General features: G+C 69.8%; 23 protein-coding genes. 11 read left to right on the top strand and 12 right to left on the bottom strand.

From position 1 onward, the window contains the following. Window positions 1-478: 478 nt before the first annotated feature. Both ACSHXN_RS04285 and ACSHXN_RS04280 read right to left on the bottom strand, forming a co-directional pair. On the bottom strand, window positions 479-2,866 hold the full coding sequence (locus tag ACSHXN_RS04285) for an excinuclease ABC subunit UvrA (protein WP_355134749.1): 2,388 nt from the start codon (window positions 2,864-2,866) through the stop codon (window positions 479-481). A 184-nt stretch (window positions 2,867-3,050) separates the two neighbouring features. Next, a complete protein-coding gene (locus ACSHXN_RS04280; RefSeq protein ID WP_383355647.1) occupies window positions 3,051-3,461 on the bottom strand; it encodes a VOC family protein in 411 nt (136 codons plus the stop codon). 279 nt (window positions 3,462-3,740) lie between these two features. Between ACSHXN_RS04280 and ACSHXN_RS04275 the strand changes: the two genes are divergently transcribed. Both ACSHXN_RS04275 and ACSHXN_RS04270 read left to right on the top strand, forming a co-directional pair. Then, window positions 3,741-4,133: a helix-turn-helix transcriptional regulator gene (locus ACSHXN_RS04275; RefSeq protein ID WP_355134884.1), complete on the top strand. Its 393-nt coding sequence runs from the start codon at window positions 3,741-3,743 to the stop codon at window positions 4,131-4,133. 5 nt (window positions 4,134-4,138) lie between these two features. Continuing rightward, window positions 4,139-4,555, top strand: a complete 417-nt coding sequence (locus tag ACSHXN_RS04270) for a VOC family protein (RefSeq protein ID WP_355134753.1) — start codon at window positions 4,139-4,141, stop codon at window positions 4,553-4,555. A 69-nt stretch (window positions 4,556-4,624) separates the two neighbouring features. Here the strand turns inward: ACSHXN_RS04270 and ACSHXN_RS04265 are convergent, their stop codons facing one another. Both ACSHXN_RS04265 and ACSHXN_RS04260 read right to left on the bottom strand, forming a co-directional pair. Beyond that, window positions 4,625-6,466, bottom strand: a complete 1,842-nt coding sequence (locus ACSHXN_RS04265; protein WP_438302671.1) for an MFS transporter — start codon at window positions 6,464-6,466, stop codon at window positions 4,625-4,627. Next, complete coding sequence (locus ACSHXN_RS04260; protein ID WP_355134755.1) at window positions 6,463-6,930, bottom strand: MarR family winged helix-turn-helix transcriptional regulator; 468 nt, start codon at window positions 6,928-6,930, stop codon at window positions 6,463-6,465. Before ACSHXN_RS04260 ends, ACSHXN_RS04265 begins: the two co-directional genes overlap by 4 nt. A 171-nt stretch (window positions 6,931-7,101) precedes the next feature. Between ACSHXN_RS04260 and ACSHXN_RS04255 the strand changes: the two genes are divergently transcribed. Next, a complete protein-coding gene (locus ACSHXN_RS04255) occupies window positions 7,102-7,959 on the top strand; it encodes an NAD-dependent epimerase/dehydratase family protein (RefSeq protein WP_355803118.1) in 858 nt (285 codons plus the stop codon). A gap of 97 nt (window positions 7,960-8,056) precedes the next feature. Here ACSHXN_RS04255 and ACSHXN_RS04250 read toward each other — a convergent pair whose 3' ends face one another. The 3 genes from ACSHXN_RS04250 to ACSHXN_RS04240 form a co-directional block, all read right to left on the bottom strand. Beyond that, complete coding sequence (locus ACSHXN_RS04250; RefSeq protein WP_438302670.1) at window positions 8,057-9,160, bottom strand: Gfo/Idh/MocA family protein; 1,104 nt, start codon at window positions 9,158-9,160, stop codon at window positions 8,057-8,059. Window positions 9,161-9,487: 327 nt separating this feature from the next. Further along, entirely contained in the window at window positions 9,488-10,393 is a 906-nt protein-coding gene (locus ACSHXN_RS04245) for an alpha/beta fold hydrolase (RefSeq protein WP_356114289.1), read from the bottom strand. An 85-nt stretch (window positions 10,394-10,478) separates the two neighbouring features. Continuing rightward, window positions 10,479-11,447, bottom strand: a complete 969-nt coding sequence (locus tag ACSHXN_RS04240; RefSeq protein WP_356114288.1) for an RNA polymerase sigma factor — start codon at window positions 11,445-11,447, stop codon at window positions 10,479-10,481. A 574-nt stretch (window positions 11,448-12,021) separates the two neighbouring features. Here ACSHXN_RS04240 and ACSHXN_RS04235 point away from each other — a divergent pair. Both ACSHXN_RS04235 and ACSHXN_RS04230 read left to right on the top strand, forming a co-directional pair. After that, on the top strand, window positions 12,022-12,273 hold the full coding sequence (locus tag ACSHXN_RS04235; RefSeq protein WP_331263474.1) for a hypothetical protein: 252 nt from the start codon (window positions 12,022-12,024) through the stop codon (window positions 12,271-12,273). 10 nt (window positions 12,274-12,283) lie between these two features. Then, window positions 12,284-13,471, top strand: coding sequence for a flotillin family protein (locus tag ACSHXN_RS04230; protein ID WP_355134768.1), 1,188 nt, complete (start codon window positions 12,284-12,286; stop codon window positions 13,469-13,471). 133 nt (window positions 13,472-13,604) lie between these two features. On the opposite strand, the gene ACSHXN_RS04225 is transcribed toward ACSHXN_RS04230, so the two are convergent. Further along, entirely contained in the window at window positions 13,605-13,862 is a 258-nt protein-coding gene (locus ACSHXN_RS04225) for a hypothetical protein (protein ID WP_355134770.1), read from the bottom strand. A gap of 806 nt (window positions 13,863-14,668) precedes the next feature. On the opposite strand from ACSHXN_RS04225, the gene ACSHXN_RS04220 reads away from it, so the two are divergent. The 5 genes from ACSHXN_RS04220 (at window position 14,669) to ACSHXN_RS04200 (ending at window position 19,139) form a co-directional block, all read left to right on the top strand. Further along, the gene (locus tag ACSHXN_RS04220) at window positions 14,669-16,384 is read left to right on the top strand and encodes an ATP-binding protein (protein WP_355134772.1); all 1,716 of its coding nucleotides are present in this window, start codon (window positions 14,669-14,671) and stop codon (window positions 16,382-16,384) included. A 123-nt stretch (window positions 16,385-16,507) separates the two neighbouring features. Then, window positions 16,508-16,921, top strand: coding sequence for a roadblock/LC7 domain-containing protein (locus tag ACSHXN_RS04215; RefSeq protein ID WP_355134888.1), 414 nt, complete (start codon window positions 16,508-16,510; stop codon window positions 16,919-16,921). 1 nt (window position 16,922) lies between these two features. Then, window positions 16,923-17,279, top strand: a complete 357-nt coding sequence (locus ACSHXN_RS04210) for a DUF742 domain-containing protein (protein WP_355134774.1) — start codon at window positions 16,923-16,925, stop codon at window positions 17,277-17,279. Next, window positions 17,260-17,877, top strand: a complete 618-nt coding sequence (locus ACSHXN_RS04205) for a GTP-binding protein (RefSeq protein WP_355134776.1) — start codon at window positions 17,260-17,262, stop codon at window positions 17,875-17,877. The genes ACSHXN_RS04210 and ACSHXN_RS04205 overlap by 20 nt, the downstream gene beginning before the upstream one ends. After that, window positions 17,874-19,139, top strand: coding sequence for a cytochrome P450 (locus ACSHXN_RS04200; RefSeq protein ID WP_438302669.1), 1,266 nt, complete (start codon window positions 17,874-17,876; stop codon window positions 19,137-19,139). Before ACSHXN_RS04205 ends, ACSHXN_RS04200 begins: the two co-directional genes overlap by 4 nt. A 67-nt stretch (window positions 19,140-19,206) precedes the next feature. On the opposite strand, the gene ACSHXN_RS04195 is transcribed toward ACSHXN_RS04200, so the two are convergent. Beyond that, entirely contained in the window at window positions 19,207-20,433 is a 1,227-nt protein-coding gene (locus ACSHXN_RS04195) for a cytochrome P450 (protein WP_355134780.1), read from the bottom strand. Between the two features lie 354 nt (window positions 20,434-20,787). Here ACSHXN_RS04195 and ACSHXN_RS04190 point away from each other — a divergent pair, with 354 nt between their 5' ends. Beyond that, a complete protein-coding gene (locus tag ACSHXN_RS04190) occupies window positions 20,788-21,216 on the top strand; it encodes a hypothetical protein (protein WP_355134782.1) in 429 nt (142 codons plus the stop codon). A gap of 57 nt (window positions 21,217-21,273) precedes the next feature. Here ACSHXN_RS04190 and ACSHXN_RS04185 read toward each other — a convergent pair whose 3' ends face one another. The 3 genes from ACSHXN_RS04185 to ACSHXN_RS04175 form a co-directional block, all read right to left on the bottom strand. Continuing rightward, window positions 21,274-22,263 (bottom strand): quinone oxidoreductase family protein, encoded by a 990-nt coding sequence (locus ACSHXN_RS04185; RefSeq protein ID WP_438302668.1) that lies wholly within the window; start codon window positions 22,261-22,263, stop codon window positions 21,274-21,276. A gap of 352 nt (window positions 22,264-22,615) precedes the next feature. Next, window positions 22,616-23,971: a mycothione reductase gene (locus ACSHXN_RS04180; RefSeq protein WP_356114285.1), complete on the bottom strand. Its 1,356-nt coding sequence runs from the start codon at window positions 23,969-23,971 to the stop codon at window positions 22,616-22,618. Between the two features lie 207 nt (window positions 23,972-24,178). Further along, window positions 24,179-26,476, bottom strand: coding sequence for a SpoIIE family protein phosphatase (locus ACSHXN_RS04175; RefSeq protein WP_438302667.1), 2,298 nt, complete (start codon window positions 26,474-26,476; stop codon window positions 24,179-24,181). Window positions 26,477-26,482: the final 6 nt, after the last annotated feature.

The raw sequence follows: 26,482 nt of genomic DNA, 5'->3' as shown, positions 1-26,482 counted from the left end.
TCTTCGGTGGCCGGGTGATGCGTGTGCCTGGCCCCCGGCATCCCTCGCGCCGTGCACTTCGGGACGGTCGGCGCGCCCGCCTCCGCGCGGAGCTACGAGCGCGCCCCCGAGCAGCACACGATCTGCTCGGGGGCGCTGTGTCGTCGAGCGGACGGTGCTGGGAACCGTGTGGTTCGACGACGTGCGGCGAGACCGCGATCACCGGCAGCCGGTACGGACTGTCGATGCGCAGGACCAAGGACGCCGCACGGTCACCCGCTGATGTGATGGCGTGCGCGTTCGACGTGACCGTGTACGACACCTTCCGGCCGGGTCAGGTCGCCACGATCCGGTCGTATCCCGGCCGTTGTTCCACGGTGGCCACCGGTACGGGAAGTGGCTCTGGGTGCCGCCACCCACGCGATACAGGCCGGGGGTGCCGCCGCCCCGGTAGACCGCCGTCGGGCCCCGCGGAGGCGACGACGGTCCGAAGCGGCGGTCAGCTGCCGACGTAGGCCGCGAGGTGCTCCCCGGTGAGCGTGGAGCGGGCGGCGACCAGGTCGGCGGGTGTGCCCTCGAAGACGATCCGGCCGCCGTCGTGGCCGGCACCGGGGCCGAGATCGATGATCCAGTCGGCGTGGGCCATGACGGCTTGATGGTGCTCGATGACGATGACCGACTTGCCGGAGTCGACCAGCCGGTCCAGCAGCCCGAGCAACTGCTCGACGTCGGCGAGGTGAAGGCCCGTGGTCGGCTCGTCGAGGACGTAGACGCCGCCCTTGTCGGCCATGTGGGTGGCCAGTTTGAGGCGTTGCCGCTCACCACCGGACAGCGTGGTCAGCGGCTGGCCGATGGTGAGGTAGCCGAGCCCGACGTCGGCCAGGCGCTCGAGGATGCGGTGCGCGGCCGGCGTGTGCGCCTCACCGGCGCCGAAGAACTCCTCGGCCTCGGTCACCGACAGCGCGAGCACCTCGCTGATGTCGCGGCCGCCGAAGCGGTAGTCCAGTACGGACGCCTCGAACCGCTTCCCCTCGCACTCCTCGCACGTCGAGGCGACACCGGCCATCATCGCGAGGTCGGTGTAGACGACTCCGGCGCCGTTGCAGGTGGGGCAGGCGCCCTCGGAATTGGCACTGAACAGCGCCGGCTTCACGCCGTTGGCCTTGGCGAACGCCTTGCGGATCGGCTCGAGCAGTCCGGTGTACGTCGCCGGGTTGCTCCGGCGTGAGCCGCGGATCGGGCTCTGGTCGACCGACACCACACCAGCGGCGGCCGGGATCGACCCGTGCACGAGTGAACTCTTGCCGGAGCCCGCGACACCGGTGATGACGGTCAGCACCCCCAGCGGGACGTCGACATCGACGTCATGCAGGTTGTTCGCGGACGCGCCGCGGATCTCCAGCGCGCCGTCGGACTTGCGCACCGACTCCTTGAGGGCGGCCCGGTCGTCGAAATGGCGGCCGGTGATGGTGCCCCCCGCGCGCAGTCCCTCGACGGTCCCCTCGAAGCAGACCGTGCCGCCTCCCGTGCCGGCGCCGGGGCCGAGGTCGACGATGTGGTCGGCGATCGCGATGACTTCCGGCTTGTGCTCCACGACGAGCACGGTGTTGCCCTTGTCCCGCAGCCGCAGCAGCAGGTCGTTCATCCGCTGGATGTCATGGGGGTGCAGGCCGACGGTCGGCTCGTCGAAGACATAGGTGACGTCGGTGAGCGAGGAGCCGAGGTGGCGGATCATCTTGACGCGCTGGGCCTCGCCGCCCGACAGGGTGCCCGCCGGCCGGTCGAGCGCGAGGTAGCCGAGTCCGATCTCCCCGAACGAGTCGAGAGTGTGCCGGAGCTTGGTGAGCAGCGGCGCCACGGACGGCTCGTCGAGGTCGCGGACCCATTGCGCCAGATCGCTGATCTGCATCGCGCAGGCGTCGGCGATGCTGATGCCCTCGATCTTCGAGGACCGGGCTCCTTCGCTCAGCCGTGTGCCGTCGCACTCGGGGCAGGTGGTGAAGGTGACCGCCCGCTCCACGAACTCCCGGATGTGCGGCTGCAGCGCCTCCGTGTCCTTGGAGAGCATCGACTTCTGGACCCGCGGGATCAGCCCTTCGTAGGTCATGTTGATGCCCGCGATCTTCATCCGGGTCGGCTCGCGGTGGAGGAAGTCGTGCAGTTCCTTCTTGGTGAACTTGCTGATCGGCTTGTCCGGGTCGAAGAAGCCCGACTCGATGTAGAGACGGGAGTTCCAGCCGCCCCCCTTGTAGCCGGGGACGGTGATCGCACCCTCGTTCAGCGACAGGGAGTCGTCGAAGAGCTGGCCCAGGTCGATGTCGGAGACGGTGCCGCGGCCCTCGCAGCGCGGGCACATGCCGCCGGTGCGGGTGAAGGTCGCCTTCTCGGTCTTGCGGGCACCGCGCTCGACGGTGATCGCGCCGCTCGCCCGGACCGAGGGCACGTTGAAGGCGTACGCGCTGGGCGGACCGATGTGGGGCGTGCCGAGCCGGCTGAAGAGGATGCGCAGCATGGCGTTGGCATCGGTGGCGGTGCCGACCGTGGAGCGGGGGTCCGCGCCCATCCGCTGCTGGTCGACGATGATCGCGGTTGTCAGCCCGTCGAGCACGTCGACCTCGGGACGCGTCAGCGTGGGCATGAAGCCCTGCACGAAGGCGCTGTAGGTCTCGTTGATCAGTCGCTGCGACTCCGCCGCGACCGTGCCGAACACCAATGAGCTCTTGCCCGAGCCGGAGACTCCGGTGAACACCGTGAGCCGGCGCTTGGGGATCTCGACGCTGACGTCCTTGAGGTTGTTCACACGCGCGCCGTGCACGCGGATCAGATCGTGGCTGTCGGCGGCGTGCAGCGCGGGCGATTGCGCATCCACCTTCGTGACCTTGCTCATCGGGTCTCCATGTGTGAGGCGGGTCGGCCTTCGCGGTCGTCCGGTCGGCGTCGCCTGGCTCGATCTGACGAGCTTCGAGGGTACGTGCTTCGTCCGGGCCCGGGGCCCGGGTTTCAGGTCGGCCGTGACCGCCGGGTCACCGGCCCCGGGTGGGAGGGGTCCATGGTCACGGTCGCCGGAGGGCTCAACGCTGCTCGTTGATGCGGATCAGATTGCCCGCGGGATCCCGGACGGCGAAGTCGCGAACCCCGTACGGGTGCTCGGTGGGCTCCTGGACGATCTCGACGCCGGCGGTCCGCAGCCGCGCGAAGGTGCCGTCGAGGTCGGGGGTGGCAAGGAGGACGCGGGCGTAGGTGCCCTTGGCCATCATCTCGACGATGGTGCGGCGCTCGTCCTCGGTGACTCCGGGATCGGCGGCGGGCGGCTCGAGGACGAGGGACGTGCCGGGCCGGTCGGCGGGGCCGACCGTGATCCACCGCATTCCGCCGTACCCGACGTCGTTGCGGACCTCGAAGCCGAGGGTGTCACGGTAGAAGGCGAGGGAGGCTTCCGGGTCGTGGTGCGGGAGGAAGCTCGCGTGGATGCTGAGGTCCATGGCCGACACGCTAGCCGCTGGTCCGCGAGCCGCGCTTCTCCATTCCTGACCGGGTCCGGACACCGGTGTCGCCACGCGCGACGGTTCTGGCCGGCCGAGGACACGTGCCTTCTCGCGGCGTCCTCGGGCTCGCCGGCGGACCGGCACACGGTCCGAGCGGCCCCTGACCGCCGCGCCCCCTCGCTCCTCGGCTTCGGCACGTGTTTGCTGTGGGAAACTGAGCAGGTGAGACGGCAGGACCTCGACGACCTCGTCCGGCTGCGGCGGGCCCGCGACCGGATGGACCGCGACTACGCCGAGCCACTCGACGTTCCCGCCCTGGCGCGCGACGCCCTGATGTCGCCGGGCCATTTCTCCCGCAGTTTCCGCGCCGCCTTCGGCGAGACGCCCTACAGCTATCTGATGACCCGCCGTATCGAGCGGGCCAAGGCGCTGCTGCGCCGCGGCGACCTCACGGTGACCGAGGTCTGCTTCGCGGTCGGCTGTACCTCGCTGGGGTCGTTCAGCTCACGGTTCACGCAGTTGGTCGGGGAGAGTCCGAGTGCTTACCGGGCCAGGAGCCATGATCATGGCGCCGCCATCCCGGCATGCATGGTCAAGATCCATACGCGGCCGGTCAGGAACACCGATCAGGAACGGAGAAGCGGGTCCCGCGGCTCGGCCGTAGCGTGAGCGGCATGGACATCACGCTTTCCCAGTGCTTCATCGCCGTCGACGACCACGACAAGGCGATCGCCTTCTACCGGGACGTACTCGGTCTCGAGGTACGCAACGACGTCGGATTCGAGGGGATGCGCTGGGTGACGGTCGGGGCACCCTCGCAGCCGGACGTGAACATCGTCCTCGAACCGCCCATCGCCCACCCGAACGCGTCGGCGGGCGACAGGCAGGCGATGGCGGAGCTGATGGCCAAGGGCCTGCTGCACGGCGTCATCTTCGCGACGGACGACTGCGACGCCACCTTCGAGCGCATCAGCGGCGCGGGCGGTGAGGTGCTGCAGGAGCCGATGGACCAGCCCTACGGAGTCCGCGACTGTGCGTTCCGCGACCCGGCGGGCAATCTGTTGCGCTTCACCCAGCCCCTTCGGAAGTGAGCCGGGAACGCGGACGCACCCGGCCACCCGTCTCGAGGACGGCCGGGCGCGCACGAAGCCGTTCGGTGGTCAGGAAGGCGCGTTGTGCCGCTGCTCTGCCGCCGGGCGCGGTTCGGCGGCGGTGATCGGCCGACCGACCTCGGGTGTGTCCTCCGCCGGGCGATGGCCACCCCGCAGGGCCGAGGCGACGGCGGAGACCAGAGCCATTCCGGCGGCGACGCTGAAGACGATCGCCAACCCGTGGTGGAACGGTCCCGAGACCAGTTGCGGGAAGAAGCTGTGACCGGTCAGGGCGGCGTGCTGGGACGGCGAGAGACGGTCGAGCGTCCCTTCGGACGAGAGCAGGTGCTCGACCGGGTTGTTCCCGAGGAACGTGGCGAACAGCGTGCTCACGGGTGGCAGCGATGCGGCATGCTCGGCCGCGCCGGACGGGACCCCGTGCGCCTCGAGGCCACCGCGGAGCGCGGCGGGCAGCGATGAGGCCAGGCCGGAGACCATCAGCGAGAAGAAGACGCCGATGGACAGTGCGGTGCCCGAGTTCTGGAAGGTCGAGCGCATGCCCGAGGCGACTCCTCGGTACTCGGCCGGCACGCTGCCCATGATCGAGGAGGTGTTCGGCGAGGAGAACATGCCCTGTCCCAGCCCGTTGAGCAGCAGCAACGCGGCGAAGACCCCGTAGTCGAAGTCGACCGGGAGCGCCAGCAGCCCGAAGAAGGACGCCGCGACGACGACCAGACCGGCCGTCGAGAACATGCGCGCGCCGAACCTGTCCGACAGATAGCCGGAGACGGGGCCGGCGATCAGGAAGCCCACCGTCAGCGGCAGCATGAAGATGCCGGCCCACAGCGGGGTGTCCTCGAAGGCGTAGCCGTGCAGGGGCAGCCAGATGCCCTGCAGCCAGATGATGAGCATGAACTGCAGTCCGCCGCGCGCGATCGCGGTCAGCAGCGCGGCCAGATTCCCCGCGGCGAACGCCCTGATCTTGAACAGGGCCAGATTGAACATGGGCTCCGCGATGCGCGTCTCGACGACGCAGAAGACGAGCAGCAGTGCGACGCCGCCGATCAGGCCCGCGAGCACCCACGGGTTCGTCCAGCCGGTGGGGTGGGATCCATAGGGCTGGATGCCGTAGGTGATGCCGGCCAACAGGATTCCGGCGCCCGCCGCGAACGTGGTGTTGCCCACCCAGTCGATGCGGCCGCGGCGGCCCGCCGACGTCTCGCGCAGGCTCAGATACGACCAGATCGTGCCGGTGATGCTGACCGGCACGCTCACCCAGAACACGGCACGCCAGTCGACGGCGGCCAGCAGTCCGCCCGCGAGAAGACCGAGGAACTGTCCCGCGAGCGCGGTGATCTGGTTGATGCCGAGGGCCATGCCGCGCTGCCGCGCCGGGAAGGCGTCGGTCAGGATGGCGGCCGAGTTGGCCGTGAGCATGGAGCCGCCGAACGCCTGCACGATGCGCCACAGGATCAGCCACAGTGCTCCCGCGCCGGCCCGGAACGGGTCGAGGGAGAGTGCGACGGACGCGCAGGCGAAGATCAGGAAGCCGAGGTTGTAGATCTTGACCCGGCCGTACATGTCGCCGAGCCGGCCGAGGACGACCACGAGCACGGCCGACACCAGCAGATACCCCAGGATCATCCAGAGCAGATAGCCGATGTTGCCGGGCGCCAGGGGATCGAGCCCGATACCCCGGAAGATCGCGGGCAGGGAGATGATCACGATGGAGGCGTCCATCGTCGCGATCAGCACGCCCAGCGTGGTGTTGGACAGGGCGACCCACTTGTAGCCCGGGCCAGCGGGTGTGTCCTTCCTGCGCGCCGACTGCAGGGTGCGCAGCGCGGAGGCGGTCCTGCCGCGCGGGCGGTCGGTGTGCCGGTCGCCGGAACCGGGGGTGTGCGCCGTCACAGCCGCTCCGCCAGCCGGTCGAGGAGGGGCAGGGCAGCGGCGAGGGTCTCGCGTTCCTGCGCCGTGAACTCCTCGAGGGCGGTGGAGAGCCGGTGGACGGATTCGGAGCGCCGCTCCGCGAGCATCGCCCGTCCCTCCTCGGTGATCGCGACGATGGCGCGACGTCCGTCGGTCGCGTCAGGGGTACGGCCGACGAGCCGACGCTGTTCGAGCACGGCGAGTGTGCTCGCCATGGCCTGCGGTCGTACGCGTTCCAGTTCGGCCAGGGATCCGGGCGAGTCGGGGCCGTCGGCGGCCAGTCGCGCGAGTACCGACACGCCGGAGAGCGACACGTCTCCCACGGCGTGGGCCTGGCGCAGTCGCCGGGTCATGCGGCCCACGGCCAGCCGGAGCCGGGACGCGAGCTCCGCGGTGTCACTCGAGCCGCGCGCACGCTCGTGTCCTGTCTGTGCATCAATGTCCACAGATACTCATACTAGGTTTATCAGTCTGGACTGTTCAATCAAGGGTTAGTAATGATCGGAAGGGCGGCGCCGCCCGTCGGCCGATCGCCGGACGGTACTGACACGGCCCGGGTGGGGGCGCGAGGATGACGGCACAAGCCGGGCCAGGTTCGAGTGGGGAGATCAGCACACATGAGCACAGTTGCCGTCACGGGTGCCACCGGGAAGACCGGTCGAGTCGTGGTCGCGGATCTGCTCGAGCAGGGGTACGAGGTACTGGCCGTGGACGTGGCGGTGGGCCCCGCCGAGCGTGCGTGGGCGGACGGCCTCGGCCTGCAACTGCTGCGCGCGGACCTCACCGACTACGGTCAGGCAGTGGATGCCCTGAGCGGAGCCGGAAGCGTCGTCCACCTGGCCAACATCCCGGCCCCCGGCCTCCGGCCCGCCGCCCACACCCTCACCACCAACACGGCGATGAACGACAACGTCTTCCTCGCTGCCGCGCACAACAGGCTGGACCGCGTGGTGTGGGCCTCCAGTGAGACCACCCTCGGCCTGCCCTTCGACGTCCCGCCCCGCTACGCCCCGGTGGACGAGGACCACTATCCCCACCCCACCTCGACCTATGCCCTGTCCAAGGTCCTGGGCGAGACCGCGGCCGAGCACATCTCCGGTTGGTCGGGCATTCCCTTCGTGGCCCTGCGCCTGTCCAACGTCCACCTGGTGGAGGACTACGCGCAGGTGCCTGGCTACTGGTCCGACCCGCACGCCCGCAAGTGGAACCTGTGGGGATACGTGGATGCGCGGGACGTGGCGCAGGCGTGCCGGCTCGCGCTGACCGCCGCCGTTTCGGGCGCCTCCAGCTACGTCATCGCCGCGGCCGACACGATCATGGACCGGCCTTCCGCGGAACTCCTCGCCGAGGTCTTTCCCGAGGTGAGGCTGACGCGGGAGATCGGCACCCACGAGACGCTGCTCAGCGTGCGGCGGGCCCGTGAGGTGCTGGGGTACGAGCCGCGGCACTCGTGGCGGGACGTGCTGGACCACTGAGGCGGCCCGGGTCGTGTCCCCGGCGGGCAGGGGATCGACGGGCGACGGGCACAAGGACCGGTCGGTGGCCGGCCCCGGTGCGTGCCGGGGGGCGGGGTCAGCGGGTCGCCCACGCCTCGACGGCGGTCGTCACCGGCGCACGGGTGCGTGCCGACTCCTCGATGGCCAGGGCGAGGAGATGGTCCTGGCATCCGTCGGCGAGGGGATACGGTTCCGGACCCGCGTCCCGTACCCATGCCCCGGTACGGCACAGCAGGTCCACCACGGCGAGGTCGTCCTCGGAGAGACTGGCCCCGAGATGGTCGTTGCGCCACAGCACCCGTCCGTCGAAGGAGATGTGGTGCACCTCCGCTCCCTCGAGGTTGAGGTCCGTGCCGGTGCGGCGGCGCATCAGCGGGGACTCGACGGGCGTGCGCGGGTCGGCCATCCGCACCACGGTGTCGTCGACGATCTCACCGAGCGAGCCGCGCACCACGATCCGGCGGGCGCGCAGGGGATTCCACCACTGGTTGTCGGTGAAGTCGTACAGGCCCGTGCGGGCTTCGCCGAAGTCCAGGAAGGCGAGCGTGGTGGTGGCGTCCTCGGGTGTGAGGTCGTCCGACCAGCCGCGGGGGGAAAGCGGGTCGGCGAGCGGGGCGGTGAAGGCCTGTGCCGTCACGGATGTGGGCTCGAATCCCACTCCCAGCGTGTGCCGGATCAGTGACATGGCGTGGTACATGTGCGTCGACGACACCTGGACCGAGGTGGGCCTGCCGATGACCCCCTCTCGCACGAGCGCGATGCGGGCGGCGTGACCGGGCATCAGCGTGTACTGCTCCGCGACCTGGACGAGCCCTCCGCCGCCCGCCCGCATCACGCCTCCCACGGCGGCCCACAATGCGCGCAGTCCGTCCGCATCGGGTGCGGGCGGGGTCTCCGCGAGAACCGGCACGCGTTGCTCGACCAGATCCCGAACGACCTCGGGCGTGATCTGCCACGGCACCGACGCGATGACGAACTCCGGCCGGGTGCCGCGCAGTTCGCCTATGGCCCGGAAGGCGGGCACCCTCCATTCCGCCTCCACCTGGGCGGCGCGTGCGGCCGAGCGGGTCACCACGCCGGACACCTCCAGCCGCCCGGGCAGCGCCCTGGCCAACCGGGCGAAGAACTCGGACCGCCAGCCACTGCCGACCATGCCGAACCGTATGGGTGTCTGGCTCACGTGTCCGCTCCTCACTGGGCCATTCAGTCCTGCACTGCGGGCGGTCCGGTGCCGTCCGCAGTGGACCACCGGCCCGGACCCGAGCGGTTTCGGGACGCAGGGTCCGGCCGGTCGCAACCACCCGCCCGGAGCACACTCGCCGTCGGTGCCCCGGACCGCACCGGGTGGCGCCCCATTATCGCCACGCGCCCGTGGCACGCCCTTGACCGGGGGCGTGAGGTCGGTGAGGACTTCGGCGGAGTCGGTGGGGGCTCCTCGCGTCCGGGTGACGGAACACGGCCTGCCGGACGCGAGGAGTGGGAAGAACAGCCGTGCGCTACCGGATCGTCACGGTGTGCCGTGCGCCGTCGCGGTCACAAAACCCGCCACCGCCTGCGCGAAGTCCGCGGGTTCCTCGATATGGCCGAAGTGCCCGCTGTTCTCGAGGATCAGCAGTTCCGACCGGGGGATCAACTTGTGCAGTTCCTCCGCCCAGCGCACCCCGCAGATGACGTCACGGCGGCCGACGACCACCAGGGCGGGCACCGAGAGGGCGCCGAGATCCTCGCGGTCGTCGATGATGTCCGGGACGAGGTTCTCGTCCAGCCCCGAGACGTGGGTGGCGCTCAGTGCGGCGCGCAAGGGTGCGAACTCCTCCTCCCGTGCCCAGTAGTCGGCGAAGTACGACGGCAGCAGCCCCTTGGCGACGGACGTCATCCGTGAGTCGTCGGAGATGGTGGGAATCGCTTGGAAGGCCGCCAGGACCCCGGGGAGTTCGGGGTGGCCGGCGTTGCGTGCGGCGAACTCCTGGACCAGACGCATGGCCTCGGCGCCGTGCTCGGGACCGGTGAGCGGTGCGCTGTCGTAGAGGATCACCCCGGCGATGCCTTCGGGCTGGTGCAGAGCGTGGTACTGCACGACGAAGCCGCCGTGCGAATGACCGAGCAGGTGCACCTCCGGGACGCGCAGGTGAGCGAGCAGAGCGCCGAGGAAGCGGCTGTAGCGGCGCCGGGTGTAGCCGTGGGGGTGGGAGGGCAGGCGGCCGGAACCGCCGGTGCCGACCGGCTCCGGGTAGACCACGGTGAGATGCTGCTCCACCGCGGGCATGCGCAGGTACTCCCAGTGGATGCCGGGACCGCCGGAATGCGCCACACACACCGGTCCTGCGCCATGGACGTGGTAGCGCTGCACGAGCCCGTCGGCTTCGAAGGTGTGGGTGCCGGGGGCCAGAGGATCGGCCGGGGAGTTGTTCACAGGTGTCTCCTGTCCAGTCGGTGTCGACGACACCGGCCAGACGCAGGAGAGTCAGGTAAGTTCGATCGCGATGGTGTGACGGTCGTCACACATGGGAGGCCGGGTCGGTGGCCGGCGTCTGCCTCGGATGGAAGAGCCGCAGCCGGTGCACCCGGCCGGCGTCGTCCAGGGTCATGAGCCAGGCCACGGCGGGCGGGCAGTGCTCCGGGTTCTCGGGGGAATTGAGGAGGTCCATCTCCCACACGGCGAGGGACCGCCCGGCGACGGCGTGGACCAGCCGCTGCCGCACACCCGCCTCGAGGTCGTGGTTCATGCCGCGCACCAGCAGGTCCCCGTCGCCGACCTGGGTGTCCCCGCTGAGCAGCGCCACCTCGGGCGACCATCGCTCCGCGAGCAACGCGGCGAAGTGCCCTTGCTCGGCCGCGGCCAGCGTCTCGTGGGCCTCGATACGACTGGCCCGGGCGCGCCCCGCGGCGTCGGAGTGCGGGGCATCGGCCGTGGCGGCGAGAGCCGCGGCCAGCTTGGCCCGGCCCAGGTTGAGACGACTGCGGACGGTCCCGACCGGGACACCGCACGCACGGGCTATCTGCTCGTAGGAGGTGACGCCGGTGCTGAAATGGCGCAGAACCAGGGGCATGCGCAGTGCCGGGGACAACTCCTCCACGGCCTCCCAGATCCAGTCCCGCAGCGTGTTCTGCTCCAGCCACCGGTCCGGACCGCTGTCCGTGGAGGGCATGTGCAGATCCTCGACGGGTTGGGACCTCTGGGCGTCCCGCAGCAGGGAACGGCAGGCGTTGCGCACGATCATCCGCAGCCATGCGCCCACGGCCGCCGGGTCACGGACGTCGCGGACGTTCTGGAGCGCGCGTACCGCCGCGTCCTGGAGCACGTCGTCGACATCGGGACCCGGCCCCAGAATGCTCAGAGCCACCGCCCGCATACCCGCCCGGTGCCGCTCGAGCAACAGGCCCAGGGCCGTGACCTCACCCGCCTGGGCGGCGCGGGTGAGCTGCGCGTCCTCGAGGCGCGTGGCTTCGTCCTCGTCCCGGATCATGCGGTCCCTTTCGGCTTTCTTCCCCCACCGCGTAGTGTGCCGCGTCCAGCGGCCGGACTTCCTGGCGGGAGCGGGTCGCCTCCGCGACCGTCCGGGCGCCGCCGAGGCCGGCCGGGCTCGGGTCTTCGGCCTCTGAGGGACGCTGCCCGTGTGCCGCCCGGCCCCGATCACGTGCTGATCCGCCGTCAACTCCACGACGTGCAGGTCGAGATCACGGCAGTGGCCGTCGTCGGCAGCCGCGGCGCTCCCGAGTCCGCATACGCCCTGTCCGGCCCGGGGGACGGGCCCACGCGACGGGAAGGCGGTCCACCTGTCACCCGCCGTGCCGGCCGGTCGGGCCTCATGGATCCGCGTGGCCTTGGCAGCGCGAGTCCGGCACGGTCGGCCGCCGTGTCAACGCACATGAAATCGTCGAAGGCCGCGCCGGTCGTCCTGGCGTTCGCGCAGGTCGGAGGGGTCGGGCTCGGGGCGGGTCGGCGGTGGGCCGGGAAGGGCGGCACCGCACTGTAGAGGGCCGCCACGGCTGGGTCTAAGGTCGGAAACACGGGACCAGAACGATGGGAGGCAGTCGGCAATGGCGCAGGACGAGGCCGTGATCGGCTGCACGGGGGAACTGCTCATCGGCACTCGCGGATCCGCCGGTCCCGGCGAGATCCTGGTGCGGGTCAGAGGCGGTTCCGAGACATTCCTCGCCTGGTCGCAGGAGCCCCTGCCGACAGGGGCCACCGTGCTCGTGATCGACTCCCGCGGACGCCGCGAGGTGGACGTCATCGAGTGGGTCGATCCGTTGGATGCGTTGTGCGGCGACGCCGCCGACGCCGGCTAAGGAGAAGAGGATGTTCGGTTACCGCGTTCCCGCCCCCGACGAGGCGATGCTGATCTCGGGAGGACGGCGGGGACTGGGGGGCGCGCCGTTCCGGGTGGTGACGGGGCACGGGAAGTTCGTGCTGCCGGTCTTGCGCAAGGTCCGTTTCCTCACCTTGTCGATGTGCGAGGCCGAGGTCACCGAGACATGTGTGACCAGGCAGGGCATCGCGCTGAACGTGCGTGCCGTGATCGCTTTCAAGGTCGGCAACGACACGGAGAGCATCATCAATGCCGGCCAGCGGTTCCTCTCCGACCAGGACCAGATGTCGGTCCTGACCGGACGGATCTTCGCCGGTCATCTGCGGGCCATCATCGGCTCGATGACGGTCGAGGAGATCGTCACCGAGCGGCAGAAGCTCGCGGCCGAGGTGCTGGACACCTCCAAGACGGAGATGGCGAAGATCGGCCTGATCGTGGACTCGCTGCAGATCCAGTCGATCGACGACGGCGACACCGGCTACATCGACGCGATGTCCGCGCCGCACAAGGCGGCCATCCAGCGGCAGGCCCAGATCGCCCAGGCCCAGGCCAACCAGACCGCGGCCGAGGCGGAGCAGGACGCGGCCCGTAAGCAGGCCGAGTACGCCCGGCAGACGGCGGTGGTGAAGGCCGAGTACTCGGCCGAGGTGGACCGTGCCCAGGCGCATGCCGCCCAGGCCGGACCGCTGGCGCAGGCGCACGCCCAGCAGGAGGTGCTGGCCGCCCAGACCGAGCTGGCCCTGCGCCAGGCCAAGCTGCGGCAGCAGCAGCTGGTGGGCGAGGTCGTGAAGCCCGCCGAGGCCGAGGCGGAGCGGGTCAGGATCCTCGCGGCCGCGGAGGCGGAGCGCATGAAGATCCAGGCCGAGGCCGCGGCCTCGCACGACCGTGTCGCCCTCGACCGGATGCTGATCGACCAGCTTCCGCAGATCGTGAAGGAGGCCGCCGGTGGCCTCTCCGGTGCCAACGTCAACGTCCTGAACGGTGCGGACGGACTCGGCGAGATCGCGGCCGGCCTGGTCGCCCAGGGTCTGACGATCCTGGACTCGGTCCGGCAGAACCTGAACGGTCAGAGCGGCCAGAACTCCCCGAATTCCGGCGGCCGGCCCGAGCAGGGCAACGGGCGGTTCGAACTGCAGGGTCCGCGTTCGCGGGAGCAGGGCACGGGCGAGGAGAACTGACGCGTTTCGCCGTGCTCACCCCGGGCCCGTGAGGCCCGGCACGGTACCCGGCCGCCCGCGTACCTCCCGTGCGCGGGCGGCCCTCGGCGGGGCGTGCGCCGTACGGGAGGCGCGGCCCCCTGCCGGCGGACGTCTAGCTGCGGTTCTTCTTCTCCAGCAGTTCCGTGTAGTTGTGCGCCGCGTTGCTGCCCTGTCTGCCGGGCGAGAGCTTCACGATCGCCTCGTCCTTGTCGGGGTTCCCGCTGAGGTACGCCTCGGTCAGGACGTACGGCAGCCCGTCCACCCGGAACCGGATGCTGCCGTCGGGGTAGGCGCTCACACGGACCTTCCGTCCGTCGGGAAGCAGGACGGGTTCTGCGACGAAGTGGGCCTTGAGGGGCTCTTCCGCCATGCAGACCTCCGGGTCGTAAAGGCTCCGACAGGGACGGTCAGCGTACCGCCGACCCGCCGGATCCCGGGGCGGAACGACCGACAGGGGAATGCCGAACGCGGCAACGGCCGTCTCGCACCGGAGGACTTCGGGCCGGAGGCCTCCTCGATCCCGCGTCACCGATCGATGTGTGACACCGCGTGTATCGCGGTAGAGGACACCTTGGAACTTGAATGATCTACGCTCCTCTATTGTCCGAAAGGAGCGTGGATTTCCAGAAGTATGTCACTATCCGGAGCAGGCGGAGCCCAACGCGGCCATATCGCCTGACGGTTCAACAACTCGGACACGGACCGGCGAAATGCACAACGCCCCTTTGTCCTGCTCCACTTGGATTCGGCCCCGCGGTGCCGAGGGCCGCGACGGTCGCCGCGTCGGGCCTGGGGTGAGCTGCCGTCGGCCTGCATCCCGCCCCATTCTCAATAGTTGGCCGAAAACCCACATCACCCAGCGGGAGTTCGGCCCGGTGAATGCGGCGATGGGCAGACATAGCACCCGGAACGCCGCTATCGGCAGGCGCAAGATCGGTCATGATCGACGACTGATCCGGTACCACGCACCAGCCTCGCGGTGCTCATTTCCCGTCGAAGTGAATTCGTACGGAGGCCGAACTCGTCCTCCGGTACCGGTGTTCTCGGCCCGTTGACTAGCATGTGCGGCAAAACCCTGATCCGGAATAGCACCGTCCTCGGTCGGCCGCCTTCCGGGCCTTCGGCGTTGCTCAGCCGTCCACCCACCCCTGCTCTCACGGACCGAGGGACCGCGGAATGTCAGTGCCAACTCGCCCCCGCCAGCGCCGAAGCGCCGAAGGAGGGCGATCGTCCCCGGTCGTGTTTCCGGTGATCCTGCTCGTCACCGCCGTGGGCGCCGCAGCCGCGACGGTCTTCGCCCCCGACGACTCCCGCGCATGGGTCCTGGGTACGGCGGTTGTCGCCTGGTGCTGCGTCGCCGTTGTCGTCGGCACCGCCTCGTACCTGGTGCGCCGCGCCCATCGGCGGACCGCGGCGCAGGGCAGCGAGCTCGAGATGAGCGAGACCGCCTGGCGGCAGCAGGTCTCCGAGAGGTCGCACCTGGTCAACACGACCATGCCGGGGGTCGCCGAGCAGGTGAAGAACGGCGCTGAGGCGGAAGAGGCCCTGTCGCGGTTCCCCGTGCCTTCGGATCCGCATCTGCGGCAGCTGTCCCAGGTCTTCGCCACCGTGCTCGCCGAATCGGTGCGGCGTGCCGCCGCGTCGGAGTCCGACCGGCAGCAGCTGCGCGCCGAACTGGACCGTGGCAAGGCCGAGCTCAAGCGCCTGGCCGAGGAGACGCTGCCCGCCGCGGTGGAGCTGCTGCGGGAAGGAAGCTCCGCCGACACCGCGCTCGCCAAGGTCGACTGGCCGCAGAGCACCCGGCTGCGGGAACTGGCCGAGTGGGTCGTGCGTGAACTCGCCTACAGCGAACGGCGTTCCGCCGCCGCGCAGGCCGCTTCGGCCAAGGCTCTCAGCCGGGTTCAGGCCAAGACCGTCAGCATGCTCGCCGATCTGCGCGAGATGCAGGATCGCCACGGTGAGGAGGTCTTCGGCGACCTGCTGCGTCTGGACCACAGCACCTCGCAGCTGGGCCTCATGACGGACCGGTTGGCCCTGCTGATGGGTGGCCGCTCCAGCCGCGTATGGAACAAGCCGATCGTCGTGGAGAGCATCCTGCGTGGCGCCGTCGGCCGTATCGCCGCCTACCGGCGGGTGCGCCTGCACTCCTCCAGCAAGGCCTCGATCAATGGGTTCGCGGCCGAGGGCGTGATGCATCTGCTGGCTGAACTCATGGACAACGCCGCCAACTTCTCTCCGCCCATCGACGAGGTCCACGTCTACGTGGAGGAGCGCAGCGCCGGCATCGTCGTCACCATCGAGGACAGCGGTCTGAAGATGTCCGACGCCGCCATGCGCCGGGCGGAGGAGTCCGTGTCGGGCAAGGTCACCGACCTCGCCTCACTGCAGGGAACCCGGCTCGGACTCGGCGTGGTGGGACGGCTCGCGGTCAAGTACGGCATCAGCGTCAACTACCGCCCGTCCTCGCGCGGCGGCACCGGCGTGGTCGTACTTCTGCCGCCTCAGATGGTCGCCCAGCAGCGCGAGCCGATCGCCGCCGAGCCTCCCCGGCGTGGCACCTCCGCGCCGAGCGTGCCCGCTCCCGCAGCGGAGCCCCCAGTGGTACGCCCGCAGTCGGTCGTGGCCGAAGGGGGGCCCGCGCCCCGCGCGGACATCCCCAGCAGGCCTGCCGGGGCCGCAACCGGCGGTCTGCCCGTGCGAACCCCGGGTCGGACCATGGCGGAGGCGGAGCGGGAGCGGCAGAAGCAGGCCCCACAGACGCCCGCCGAGCGGGGTGAACCCGGCCCCGCACGTGACGCCGGCAGCCGCTTCGGGGCCTTCCACCGCGGCCGGCGGAGCGCCGGCGGCTCCCAGGGCGGTGAGGACACGGGCCACGCCTCCACCGACGACTGAGGGCCAGACCCTCCGCACAGCCAGGGCGCCGCAGCCCACCCCCCGCATCGATTCGCCGCACCACGTTGGATTGGAGGAACGGGTCGGGTGACCTTCGACCGGTCAGAACCCGCCCCGCCCACGATGGAGACCACTGACAACAGCCTCACCTGGCTTCTGGGAAACCTGCTGGAGCGTACGCCGGGCACGCGCCACGCTCTCGTCCTGTCGCGGGACGGTCTGAAGCTGTGCTGGACGGAGCACTTGACCGAAGACCAGGCCGACCAGTTGGCGGCCATCTGCTCCGGTATCCAGGCCCTCTCCCAGGGTGCCTCCGCCGAGTTCGGTGACGGATCCGGCGGTGTCCGGCACTCCATGACCGAGTTCCACGGCGGCCTGCTGTGCATCGTGGAGGCGGGCGAGGGCGCGCACCTCGCGGTCGTCGCGCAGGAGAGCGCCGACCCCGGCGTGGTGGGTCACCATATGACGGAGCTGGTGGACCAGATCGGGGACTATCTGAGGGCCGAGCCGCGCGCTTCCGTCGGTCGGGGCGCCTAACGTGATCCGCAAACCCGTGGACGTCGGCGATCCGGACCGGCTGTACATGGTCACGGACGGCCGCAGCGAGGCCGACGACACCTTCGACCTGGTCACGCTGATCGTCAGTGAGTGCGAACCTGCCACAGGGATGCAGTCGGAGCACGTTCGGATCCTCGAACTGTGCCGGCACCCGACGGCACTGGTCGAGATCGCGGCCGAGTTGAAGCTCCCCATCACCGTGGTACGCATCCTGCTGGGCGACCTGCACGACATGGGCAAGGTCAGCGCCCGGCACCCCCGCGCCGCCGAGTCCGTCGCGGGCCTCCCCGAAACAACCCTGCTCCAGGAAGTGCTTGATGGACTCCGCCACCTCTGAGCTGCCCTTGCAGCGCACGCCGCTGGCCGATGCCGCCGAGACCGGTCTGAAGATCATCGTCGTGGGCGGCTTCGGCGTCGGCAAGACCACCTTGGTCCGCTCGGTCAGCGAGATCCGGCCGCTGAACACCGAAGAGGTGATGACGCAGGCGGGTGAAGGCATCGACGAGACGGCCGGTGTGGAACGCAAGACCACCACGACCGTCGCCTTCGACTTCGGGCGCATCAGCCTGAACGAGCAGATGGTGCTCTACCTGTTCGGCGCACCCGGTCAGGAGCGCTTCTGGTTCCTGTGGGACCGTCTGTTCTCCGGCACGCTCGGCGCGGTCGTCCTCGTGGACACCCGCCGCATGGCGGACTCCTGGTACGCGATCGACCGGCTCGAACACCACAAGACACCCTTCGTGGTGGCGGTCAACCGCTTCGACGGCGACGAGAGCCGCTTCACGCTCGACGAGATCCGTCAGGCACTTGCCCTGGGGGAGCACGTGCCCATGATCGACTGCGATGCGCGGGTCAGGGCGTCGGTCAAGGAGGTCCTCATCGCCCTCGTGGACCACCTGTACACATTGGCGCTGGCCCAGGAGAGGACACCGTGAGCGACACCGCCGACTCCCCGTCCACGAACAATCCTCCTCCGGGGTGCCCCGCGCACTCGTCCGCCGTACAACTGGCCGGACTGGAGTACCAGCAGACGCCGGCGCAGCTCTACCGCACCATGCGTCAGAAGCACGGGGCGGTGGCGCCGGTGCTGCTCGACGGCGACATCCCCGCCTGGCTGGTGCTCGGTTACCCCGAGGTCTGCTATGTGACCGTGCACGACGAGTTGTTCGCACGGGACTCCCGGCGGTGGAACCAGTGGCCCCACATCCCGGATGACTGGCCCCTCCTGCCGTATGTCGGCTACCAGCCGTCCGTGCTGTTCACCGAGGGGGCGGAGCATCAGCGCAGGGCCGGTGTGATCACCCAGGCGCTGGAGGGCGTGGACCAGTTCGAGTTGGCCCGCGAGTGCCAGTTGATCGCCGATCAGCTGATCTCCTCGTTCTCCGGCAGCGGCCAGGCGGAGCTGATGAGCACGTACGCGCACGCCCTGCCCGCCCGTGGCGTGCTGTGGATGTGCGGCATGCCGCAGGGCAGCGCGGACACCGAGCGTCTCGTCGAGGATCTGCGGATCTCCCTCGACGCCGGCGAGGGAGACGACCCGGTGGCGGCGTACATGCGCGTCGGTGAGCGCATCATGCAACTGGTGAAGGAGAAGCGGGAGCGGCCCGGTCCCGACGTCACATCGCGCATGCTGCTGGATCCCGCCGGGCTCAGCGACGAGGAGATCGTGCAGGACCTGATCTCCGTCATCGCCGCGGCCCAGCAGCCGACCGCCAACTGGATCTGCAACACCCTGCGTCTGCTGCTGACCGACGAACGCTTCGCGGTCAACGTATCGGGCGGCCGTGTCAGTGTCGGCGACGCCCTCAACGAAGTGCTGTGGCTGGACACACCGACGCAGAACTTCATCGGCCGCTGGGCCGTACGTGACACACAGCTCGGCGGACGTCTCATCCGCGAGGGCGACTGCCTCGTCCTCGGTCTCGCGGCCGCCAACACGGACCCGCACATCTGGCCGGAATCCCACGTCGGCGCCGAGAACTCCGCTCATCTGTCCTTCAGCAACGGCGAGCACCGCTGCCCGTATCCGGCACCGCTCCTGGCGGACGTGATGGCACGGACGGCGGTGGAGACCCTCCTGGAACACCTTCCCGATCTCGTACTGGCCGTGGAGCCCGAGGAGCTGACGTGGCGCCCGTCCATCTGGATGCGGGGTCTGACGTCGCTTCCGGTGCAGTTCACCCCGCAGGTGCGCTAGCCATGCCCTCCGCGTGCCGGGCGGGATCCCCGGCGCGCGGAGGAGGCGATTCAGCGGTACAGCGGCATCACGCGGAGGGCGGTGTGAAGTTCACCGGCAGGGCCTTCGGGCCGCGGGTGAAGACGCCCTGCTCGACCGGGTCGAATCCGTCGGCGAGACGGAGGTCGGGCATGGCGTCCAGCAGTTGGTTCACACCGACCTCGACCTCGGCCTTGGCCAGCAGCGCGCCCACGCAGAAGTGCCGGCCGAGCGCAAAGGCGAGGTGGTCGGCGGCGGCGGAGAACGCCGAGGTCGTGGTGAGGTCGTCGCGGAAGATGTCGAACCGGTCAGGTTCACGGTAGCGCTGCTCGTCCCGGTTGGCGGCGCCGATGAGGCAGGTGACGGTGGCGCCGGCAGGGACGGTGCCACCGGTGAGCTCGACCTCGGTCGCCGACTGCCGCATGATCATGTGGACCGGCGGGGTGTAGCGGAGGGTCTCCGCGAAGGCGGCGGGGATCAGGCTGCGGTCCGCGCGGACGGCAGCCAACTGGTCGGGGTTGACGAGCAGGTTCGCCAGGATGCTGGCGATCGCCTTGTCGGTGGTCTCCCCGCCGGCGGCCAGCAGCAGGCTGCAGAAGGCCTTGATGTCCTCGTCGCTCATGCGGACGCCGTCGACCTCGGCTGCACACAGCGTGGACAGCAGGTCGTCACCCAGGTTGTCGCGTCGCTCGCGGATGATCGGAATCATGTACTCGGCGAATTCCACCCGGGTGCGTTCCCCGGCGGCGGTCACCTCGGGATCGCCGGAGAGATTGCCGAGGAAGGCGATGACAGCCGTGTACCAGCCGTGGAACCGGGCGTGGTCGGCCTTGTCCAGGCCCAGCATGTCCGCGATGACGTTGACCGGGAAACGGGTTGCGTAGTCGCCGACGATGTCGGCGGACCCGGAGTGCCGGAAGGCGTCGATGAGTTCGCGCGAGTTGCGCTCGATGACCGGCAGGAACTTCTCCTGCAGGTCGCTGCCCCGGAACGCGGGGGCGACCAGGGCCCGGCGCACCGCGTGTTCACGGCCGCTGAGCTGCAGGATCGTCTTGCCGTGTACCGGTTCGAGCTGCCAGTCGTAGTTGTCCGTGGTGAACTGGGTCTGTTTGTCCTTGAAGACACGCTCCACGTCTTCGTAACGGGAGATTATGTAGCTCTTGGTGGCGTCGTGCCAGATCAGGGGCTTTTCCTCCCGCATCACCGCATAGGCGGGGTAGGGATCCGCGGCGAACTCGGGCGAAAGGATGTCGGGAAGCTGCTGCGCAGCGGACACGGAACTCCTCAGGTAGATGCCTGCCGTCACATGCCAGGTTATTGATCTTTTGACTCGTCAAACAGGTGAGTACTGGCGAAAGTTGAGCGCCGTATCGTCTGCTGCCGACACCCCCACGCCACCATGACCCGCATCGTCCCGACACCTGAGTGGGAGGTTCGCGGAGCCGTTCGTCGTCCCGCGCCCCGAGCGGGGGGCACCACCGCCGTCCGCAACCGAGATCCCGACTCGGCCGCGCCGGGCGGCGCGGGGTGCAGGGGACCGGATGGTCTTCCCGGCGGAGAAGGCAGATGTGAAGGGCGGCACGGATCTCCTACGGTCTCTCTCCAGGAGTGACAACAGGGGGTGTTGACCGTGCGGACATGGGAGGCGGCGCTGGACAGGTTGTGTGCCGTCCGGCTTCCGGAGGACGCATCCGCCGAACTGCCGGACGAACTCTTCGACGCCGTGGAGGACCTGATCGTCGCCTACGGCGCGGACGACATAGCCGAGATCGTCGCCCAGGCCGTGGACGCGGGGCGTGCCACGGTGAGGCAGGCGACCATGTTCCTGAACGTCGCCCAGTGGTCCGACACGGACAACGGGGCGTCGATGCAGCACACTCTCGACGACTGGTTGCGGCGGGCGCAGGACACCGTCCGCCTCCATCTGGCCCTCCACCAGGGTGTGTTTCCTCTGCCGACGGCCGTGGAGATGAAGGCCGTGCTCACCGAGATCGCCGACCGGTACCCGGAGCACCGCACCATCTGCGCGCACCTGATCGCCGCACGACCCGGCACGTGATGTCGTCGCCGGACCACGCCCAGCAGCGTTGCGTACCGATGGCCGCGCTCACCTTCGTCACACGCTGAGCAGCACGCGCCCGAAGGGTCCGCCTTCGATGAGGTGGCGCTGGGCGTCGGCGGCCTGTTCGAGGGGGAAGACACGGTCGACAAGGGGATTGATCGCCTTGCGGGCCACCAGGTCGAGCAGTTCGGCGTTGGTGCTGTTGATCTGCTCCTGGGTGAACAGCGCGAACTGGAAGCCGTGTATCCGGGCTGCCTTCCAGATGAGGTCGGTGACGTTGATGTCGGCCAGTGTTCCGGCCGAGTAGCCGATGCTGACCAGCGTCCCGCCCCGGGCAAGGGCCCCGAGCGCCTGACCTGTGATCGGCCCGGCCACGCCGTCCAGGACCACGTCGACGCCCCTGCCGTCGGTGAGCCGTGCCACACCGTCGCGGAGCGATTCGCTGGTGAGGTCGATGACCTCGTATCCCGCGGCCCGGCCCCGCTCCGCCTTGGCCGAGGTGGTGGCGGTGGTGATGGCCAGGGACGCACCGAGATGCCTGGCGATCTCCACACCGCCCTGGCCCACAGCGCCACCGCTTCCCGGGGCGAGTACGGTCCCGCCCGGCTGGAAGCCGACCAGCTCCGTGAGGGCGAGACGCGCGGTGAGGTAGCCGGCGCCCGCGGTGAGCGCCGCCGCGGTGGTGTCGTCGATCCCGTCCGGAAGGATCAGCAGATGGGACGGGTCGGTCACGATGTACTCGGCCCAGGTGCCGTCGGCGTCGATGCCGTAGCGGCCGCCGCTGATCAGCACTCGGCTGCCCTCCGGCGGTCCGGAGGCTCCGGGTTCCTCGACCGTCCCCACGCCGATACCGCCCGGTGTGACCGGAAAGGGCTTGACCGCGCCGGCGGGCAGCATCCCCAGGCGCACGGTGTTGTCCAGCGGGTGGGTACCGGCCGTCGTCAGCCGCACCAGAGCCTGCCCGTTCCGGGGAACGGGCTTGGGGATGTCCACCGGGCGCAGCACATCGTAGTCACCGAACCGGTCGTACTGGATCGCTCGCATCGTCGGGCCTTCCGCGCTGTCTGATCATGATTCGTGCGATGCGCGTCGGCGAGTGGATGTCGGCTCGGTCGGTGGTCTCACCACGCACCCGGAGAGCGGCCCCGCTCAAGTAAAGCGATCGCTTTCTCCGGACCGTAGTCCAGCGTCGCGTCGAAGTAAAGTGAATGCTGTACTTGTGAGGGTGTGCACACGGTGTCGAAGCCGCGGTGGATCGAGCCGGAGCCCGGCGCGCGAACGGACCGGCCCGAGAGCACCGGTCACCAAGGCGGCCTCGGGGGCCGCAGGGGCATGCAGCCCGCGTCGGGCCAGGCCACCCCCGCGTCGCCCGAACCGCGGGGCCCTCTCGTCGCAACTACACGGCCAGAAGGGCCTGTTCCACGACTTCGGTGAGTGCGGGATGGATGTACAGGACGTCCCGGCCGATCTGGTCCACCGTGAGTCCCAGCGTCATGGCCTGGAGCAACGGCTGGATGAGCGTCGCCGCCTGCGGCCCGATGATGTGTGCCCCGAGGAGCCTGCGGTCGTGAGGACTCGCCAGGACCTTCACGAAACTGGTGGTGTCCTCGAGCGCCCATCCGTATGCGGTGTCGGCGTAGTCGCGGACACTCGCCAGACAGTCGAGCTTGCGGGCGCGCGCCTCCTGCTCGGTCAGTCCGACACCGGCGATCTGCGGGCTGGTGAAGACCGCGTGCGGCGCCAGGGCGTTGGGCAGCGTGCGCAGGTCCTCGGGATGCAGCATGTTGTGGCGTACGATCCGCGATTCGGCGTTCGCCATGTGCTTGAGCTGAAAGTGGTTGGCCACGTCCCCCAGGGCCCAGATGCCCGGTACCGACGTGCGGTAGGCCGAGTCGGTCACGATGTGGCCGTGTTCGTCGAGTTCCAGTCCGCCGGCGACCGCGTCCAGCCGATCCGTGTTGGGCCGGCGGCCGGCCGCCACCAGGAGCATCTCGGCCTCGACCGTCTGCTCCCCGTCCGGGCAGGTCACAGTGAGCGCGACGCCTCCGGAACGCGGCTCGACGGAGGTGATGCCGGCATCGAGCAGCACACGATGCCGGCGCGAGGCGAGTTCGGTGAACCGGGCCGAGATCTGTTCGTCCTCTCCGGTCAGCAGGCGCGGCCCTCGCGTCACGACGGTGATGTCCGTACCGAACGCGTCGAATACATGGCCGAACTCGGCCGCGATGAAACCGCCGCCGATGACGGCCATGGAGGCGGGCACCTCGTCGATCCGCATGATGGTGTCCGAGGTGTGGAAGGGAACGGAGTCCAGTCCCGGGATGTCCGGCACCACGGGCCGTGATCCGACGGCGATGACGAACGTGTCGGCCGTGATGCGCTCGTTTCCCACCTGAAGCACCTTCGGCCCGACGAATCGTGCCTCCGTGGTGTACACGTCGACGCCGTTCTTCCTGCGGTAGTCCAGCGCGCCGTCGTGCAGCGGATCGATGCGGCGGAAGATCCGGTCGCGCACGGCCCTCCAGTCGACGCGTTCGACCGTGGCGTGGACGCCGAGCCGGGCCGCGGTCCGGGCGTCTTCGACGGCGTCGGCGACGAGGACGTACATCTTGCTGGGAATGCACCCTCGGTTCAGGCATGTGCCGCCGAAGCGGTTCGGCTCCACGACGGCGGTGCGCAGATGGGCGAGTTCGTCGGAGAGCAGCATGTTGCCGCTGCCCGCCCCCAGGATCACCAGATCGTAGTGCTGCACGCCCGTCCACCTTCCGCCGACGAGATGTGTGGCCTTGCGGCGCGTGGCCTTCAGATGAGGCCACAGGCTCGTGGTTCTGTGGAGATCGACCGCACGGTCCGCTTCCCGCGGGTGCCTTCTAGGTGTCTATCACGCAGAACGCGATGCCGACGGGTGACGCCGCTGCGGCATCCGGGCCGGGCGCGCGGTGGATGCAGGGCACCGGGATCATGACGAGGGTGTCCGGTGCCGGGTCGGCTGCTCGGCCCAGATGGTCTTTCCCCGGTCGTGATACCGCGTGCCCCACTGGTCGGTGAGGTGGGAGACGATGAACAGGCCCCGGCCGCCTTCGTCGACGGTTCGCGCATGTTTGACATGAGGGGCGCTGCTGGCGGAGTCGGTGACTTCGCAGGTCAGCATGCGGTCGCGAATGAGGCGCAGTTGCAAGGGCGGGGCGCCGTAGCGGATGGCGTTGCTGACGAGTTCGCTGACGATGAGTTCGGCGGTGAAGATGGTCTCCTCGTCCATGTCCCAGGCCTGAAGCCGGTCGCGGGTCGCCTTGCGGGCGATGGATGCGGCTTCGGGATGCGCGGGCAGTGCGCGGGTGAGTACCCGATCGACGGGCAGCGCCGTTGTCCGGGCGAACAGCATCAGCTGGTCGCCGGTGCGGGGCGAGCCCGTGAGCGCATGGGCGACGGAGTCGCGGAGATCGGACAGAGGCCTGGCGCCCACGTCGTCCGTGAAGGTGCGCGGCGACGCGGACCGCATCAGGACATGCGGGGCGAGCCCGGTCGTCCCCAGGGCCAGTGTGCTTCCTTCGGGGAGGCCGACGGTGGCGGCGGGGAAGGGGGCGTTGCCCTTTCCGGCGAGTGGGGGACCGGGAGGCACGGGCAGGACGAGGGTGGAGCCGTCGGGGAACACGGCGACCGGCTCGGGGAGGCCGGCCCGGGCGATCGTACAGCTGAGGTCGACCGGGTCGTAGACGGCGACGATGCAGCCCGCAGTGAGCTGTTCGGTGTGCAGCGGATCGTCGGAGGGCAGCCCGGCGCATGCCGCGGCGATGCGGTCCGCGGTGTCGTTCAAGCGTGCGAGCAGTTCGTCGGGGTGCAGGTCCTGCGCGACCAGGGTGTGCAGGGCGGTGCGGAGGAAGCCCATCGTGAGGGCCGCGGCGATGCCGTGCCAGGCGACGTCGCCGACGATCAGCGCGGTCCGTGCGCCGGGCAGCGCGATCGTGTCGCAGAACGCGCCGCCGCCCTCCGGGTCGGCGATGTACAGATGGCAGGTCTCAACGGTGCTCTGTGCGGCGGGCTGTTGCGGCAGGAGCCTGCGCTGGAGGGTGGCCGCGGTGATCCACTCACGCATGTAGCGACGGGCGTCCTCGATACAGAGGGCGGCATGCGCGCACACGGAGGAGGCCACCTTGAGGTCATCCTCCTCGAAGGGGTCCTGCTCGTGGACGCGATAGAAGGCGACCATGCCCAGCGCCCGGTCGCGCAGCGCGAGAGGCGCCACGATGAGCGAGTGGGCGCCGGATCTCCTGATGGCCTCGGCCCGGGCCGGATCCGCGGCGGGCCAGGGGTTGTCCTCCCCGATCGGGACGAGGCGGGGCCGGAGATCGGACAGCACGTTCATGAACGGCGTGCCGGCCGGCGGAGGGCGTACATCAGCCATCGGGTGGGCCGGGTTGATGCCCTGGAAGGCCGCTCGACGCAGCAGGACGTCCTCGCGGACCGGGATCAGCGGAGGCTCCTCGCCGCGGACGACGTCGTCGATGACCTCGACCACGGCGATGCCCGCGAAGGCGGGAACGACCGCGTCGACGAGCTCCTGGCACACGGCCCCCACGTTCGGGCCGTGCCGTACCCGCGCGCGGACGGAGTTCAGGAGGTCCAGCCGGTCCCGTGCGTTCTCCCGGTCGGTGACGTCGACAGTGGAGGCCACCAGCCCGAGCACCTCGCCCCGGGAGTCCTCCAGACGGACGTAGGAGACGGAGTGGACCCGGCGCTTGGTCCCACCCGGGGTCCTTGCGCTTCGCACCAGCCGGTTGACGACGGCCGCTCCGCTGTCGAGGACGCCTTGCGCCACGGCCGTCTCCTGCTCGGGGTCCTCGAGGTCGTACACCCGGGTGAAATGTGTGCCGAGCAGGCGTCCGGTGGACGTGTCGCAGAGTCCGGGGGTGCTCGTGCGGATGACACGAAGCCGGTCGTCGAGGACATGCAGTTCCGCCGGGGAGTGGGTGAACAACGTCTTGAGGATCGCCGCGTCCTGCTCCGGTGTGGGCTCGGACGACGTCCGTACCTCCCACATCACCCGTGTGTCGCGCAGTACGGGCCTGACCAGGACCGCGGTCGCATCGGGGATCCCTTTCCGCCGTCGAGCGTCGTCGGCGTCCTCGCGGACGAGTGTCGACACGAGCCGGCCGACGGCCTCCTCGGCCGACCACCCGAACAGCTCCTCGGCCGCACGCCCCCACTCCACCACCCTGCCCGCCTCATCGATGAGGATGAGCACGTCACCGCTGGGCATGCGCAA

Origin of the sequence: Streptomyces sp. HUAS TT11 (genome assembly GCF_051553595.1) — a bacterium.
GTDB lineage: Bacteria > Actinomycetota > Actinomycetes > Streptomycetales > Streptomycetaceae > Streptomyces.
The sequence above is the reverse complement of the archived record's forward strand: the minus strand, read 5'-3'. Positions and strand labels throughout refer to the sequence as shown.

Coding starts and splice junctions, on each gene's coding strand:
- ACSHXN_RS04215 (WP_355134888.1), top strand. CDS start 16,508: ATGGAGACCACTGACAACAGCCTCACCTGGCTTCTGGGAAACCTGCTG.
- ACSHXN_RS04220 (WP_355134772.1), top strand. CDS start 14,669: ATGTCAGTGCCAACTCGCCCCCGCCAGCGCCGAAGCGCCGAAGGAGGG.
- ACSHXN_RS04235 (WP_331263474.1), top strand. CDS start 12,022: ATGGCGCAGGACGAGGCCGTGATCGGCTGCACGGGGGAACTGCTCATC.
- ACSHXN_RS04205 (WP_355134776.1), top strand. CDS start 17,260: ATGGACTCCGCCACCTCTGAGCTGCCCTTGCAGCGCACGCCGCTGGCC.
- ACSHXN_RS04185 (WP_438302668.1), bottom strand. CDS start 22,263: ATGCGAGCGATCCAGTACGACCGGTTCGGTGACTACGATGTGCTGCGC.
- ACSHXN_RS04280 (WP_383355647.1), bottom strand. CDS start 3,461: ATGGACCTCAGCATCCACGCGAGCTTCCTCCCGCACCACGACCCGGAA.
- ACSHXN_RS04285 (WP_355134749.1), bottom strand. CDS start 2,866: ATGAGCAAGGTCACGAAGGTGGATGCGCAATCGCCCGCGCTGCACGCC.
- ACSHXN_RS04255 (WP_355803118.1), top strand. CDS start 7,102: ATGAGCACAGTTGCCGTCACGGGTGCCACCGGGAAGACCGGTCGAGTC.
- ACSHXN_RS04240 (WP_356114288.1), bottom strand. CDS start 11,447: ATGATCCGGGACGAGGACGAAGCCACGCGCCTCGAGGACGCGCAGCTC.
- ACSHXN_RS04275 (WP_355134884.1), top strand. CDS start 3,741: ATGGACCGCGACTACGCCGAGCCACTCGACGTTCCCGCCCTGGCGCGC.
- ACSHXN_RS04270 (WP_355134753.1), top strand. CDS start 4,139: ATGGACATCACGCTTTCCCAGTGCTTCATCGCCGTCGACGACCACGAC.
- ACSHXN_RS04225 (WP_355134770.1), bottom strand. CDS start 13,862: ATGGCGGAAGAGCCCCTCAAGGCCCACTTCGTCGCAGAACCCGTCCTG.
- ACSHXN_RS04175 (WP_438302667.1), bottom strand. CDS start 26,476: ATGCCCAGCGGTGACGTGCTCATCCTCATCGATGAGGCGGGCAGGGTG.
- ACSHXN_RS04230 (WP_355134768.1), top strand. CDS start 12,284: ATGTTCGGTTACCGCGTTCCCGCCCCCGACGAGGCGATGCTGATCTCG.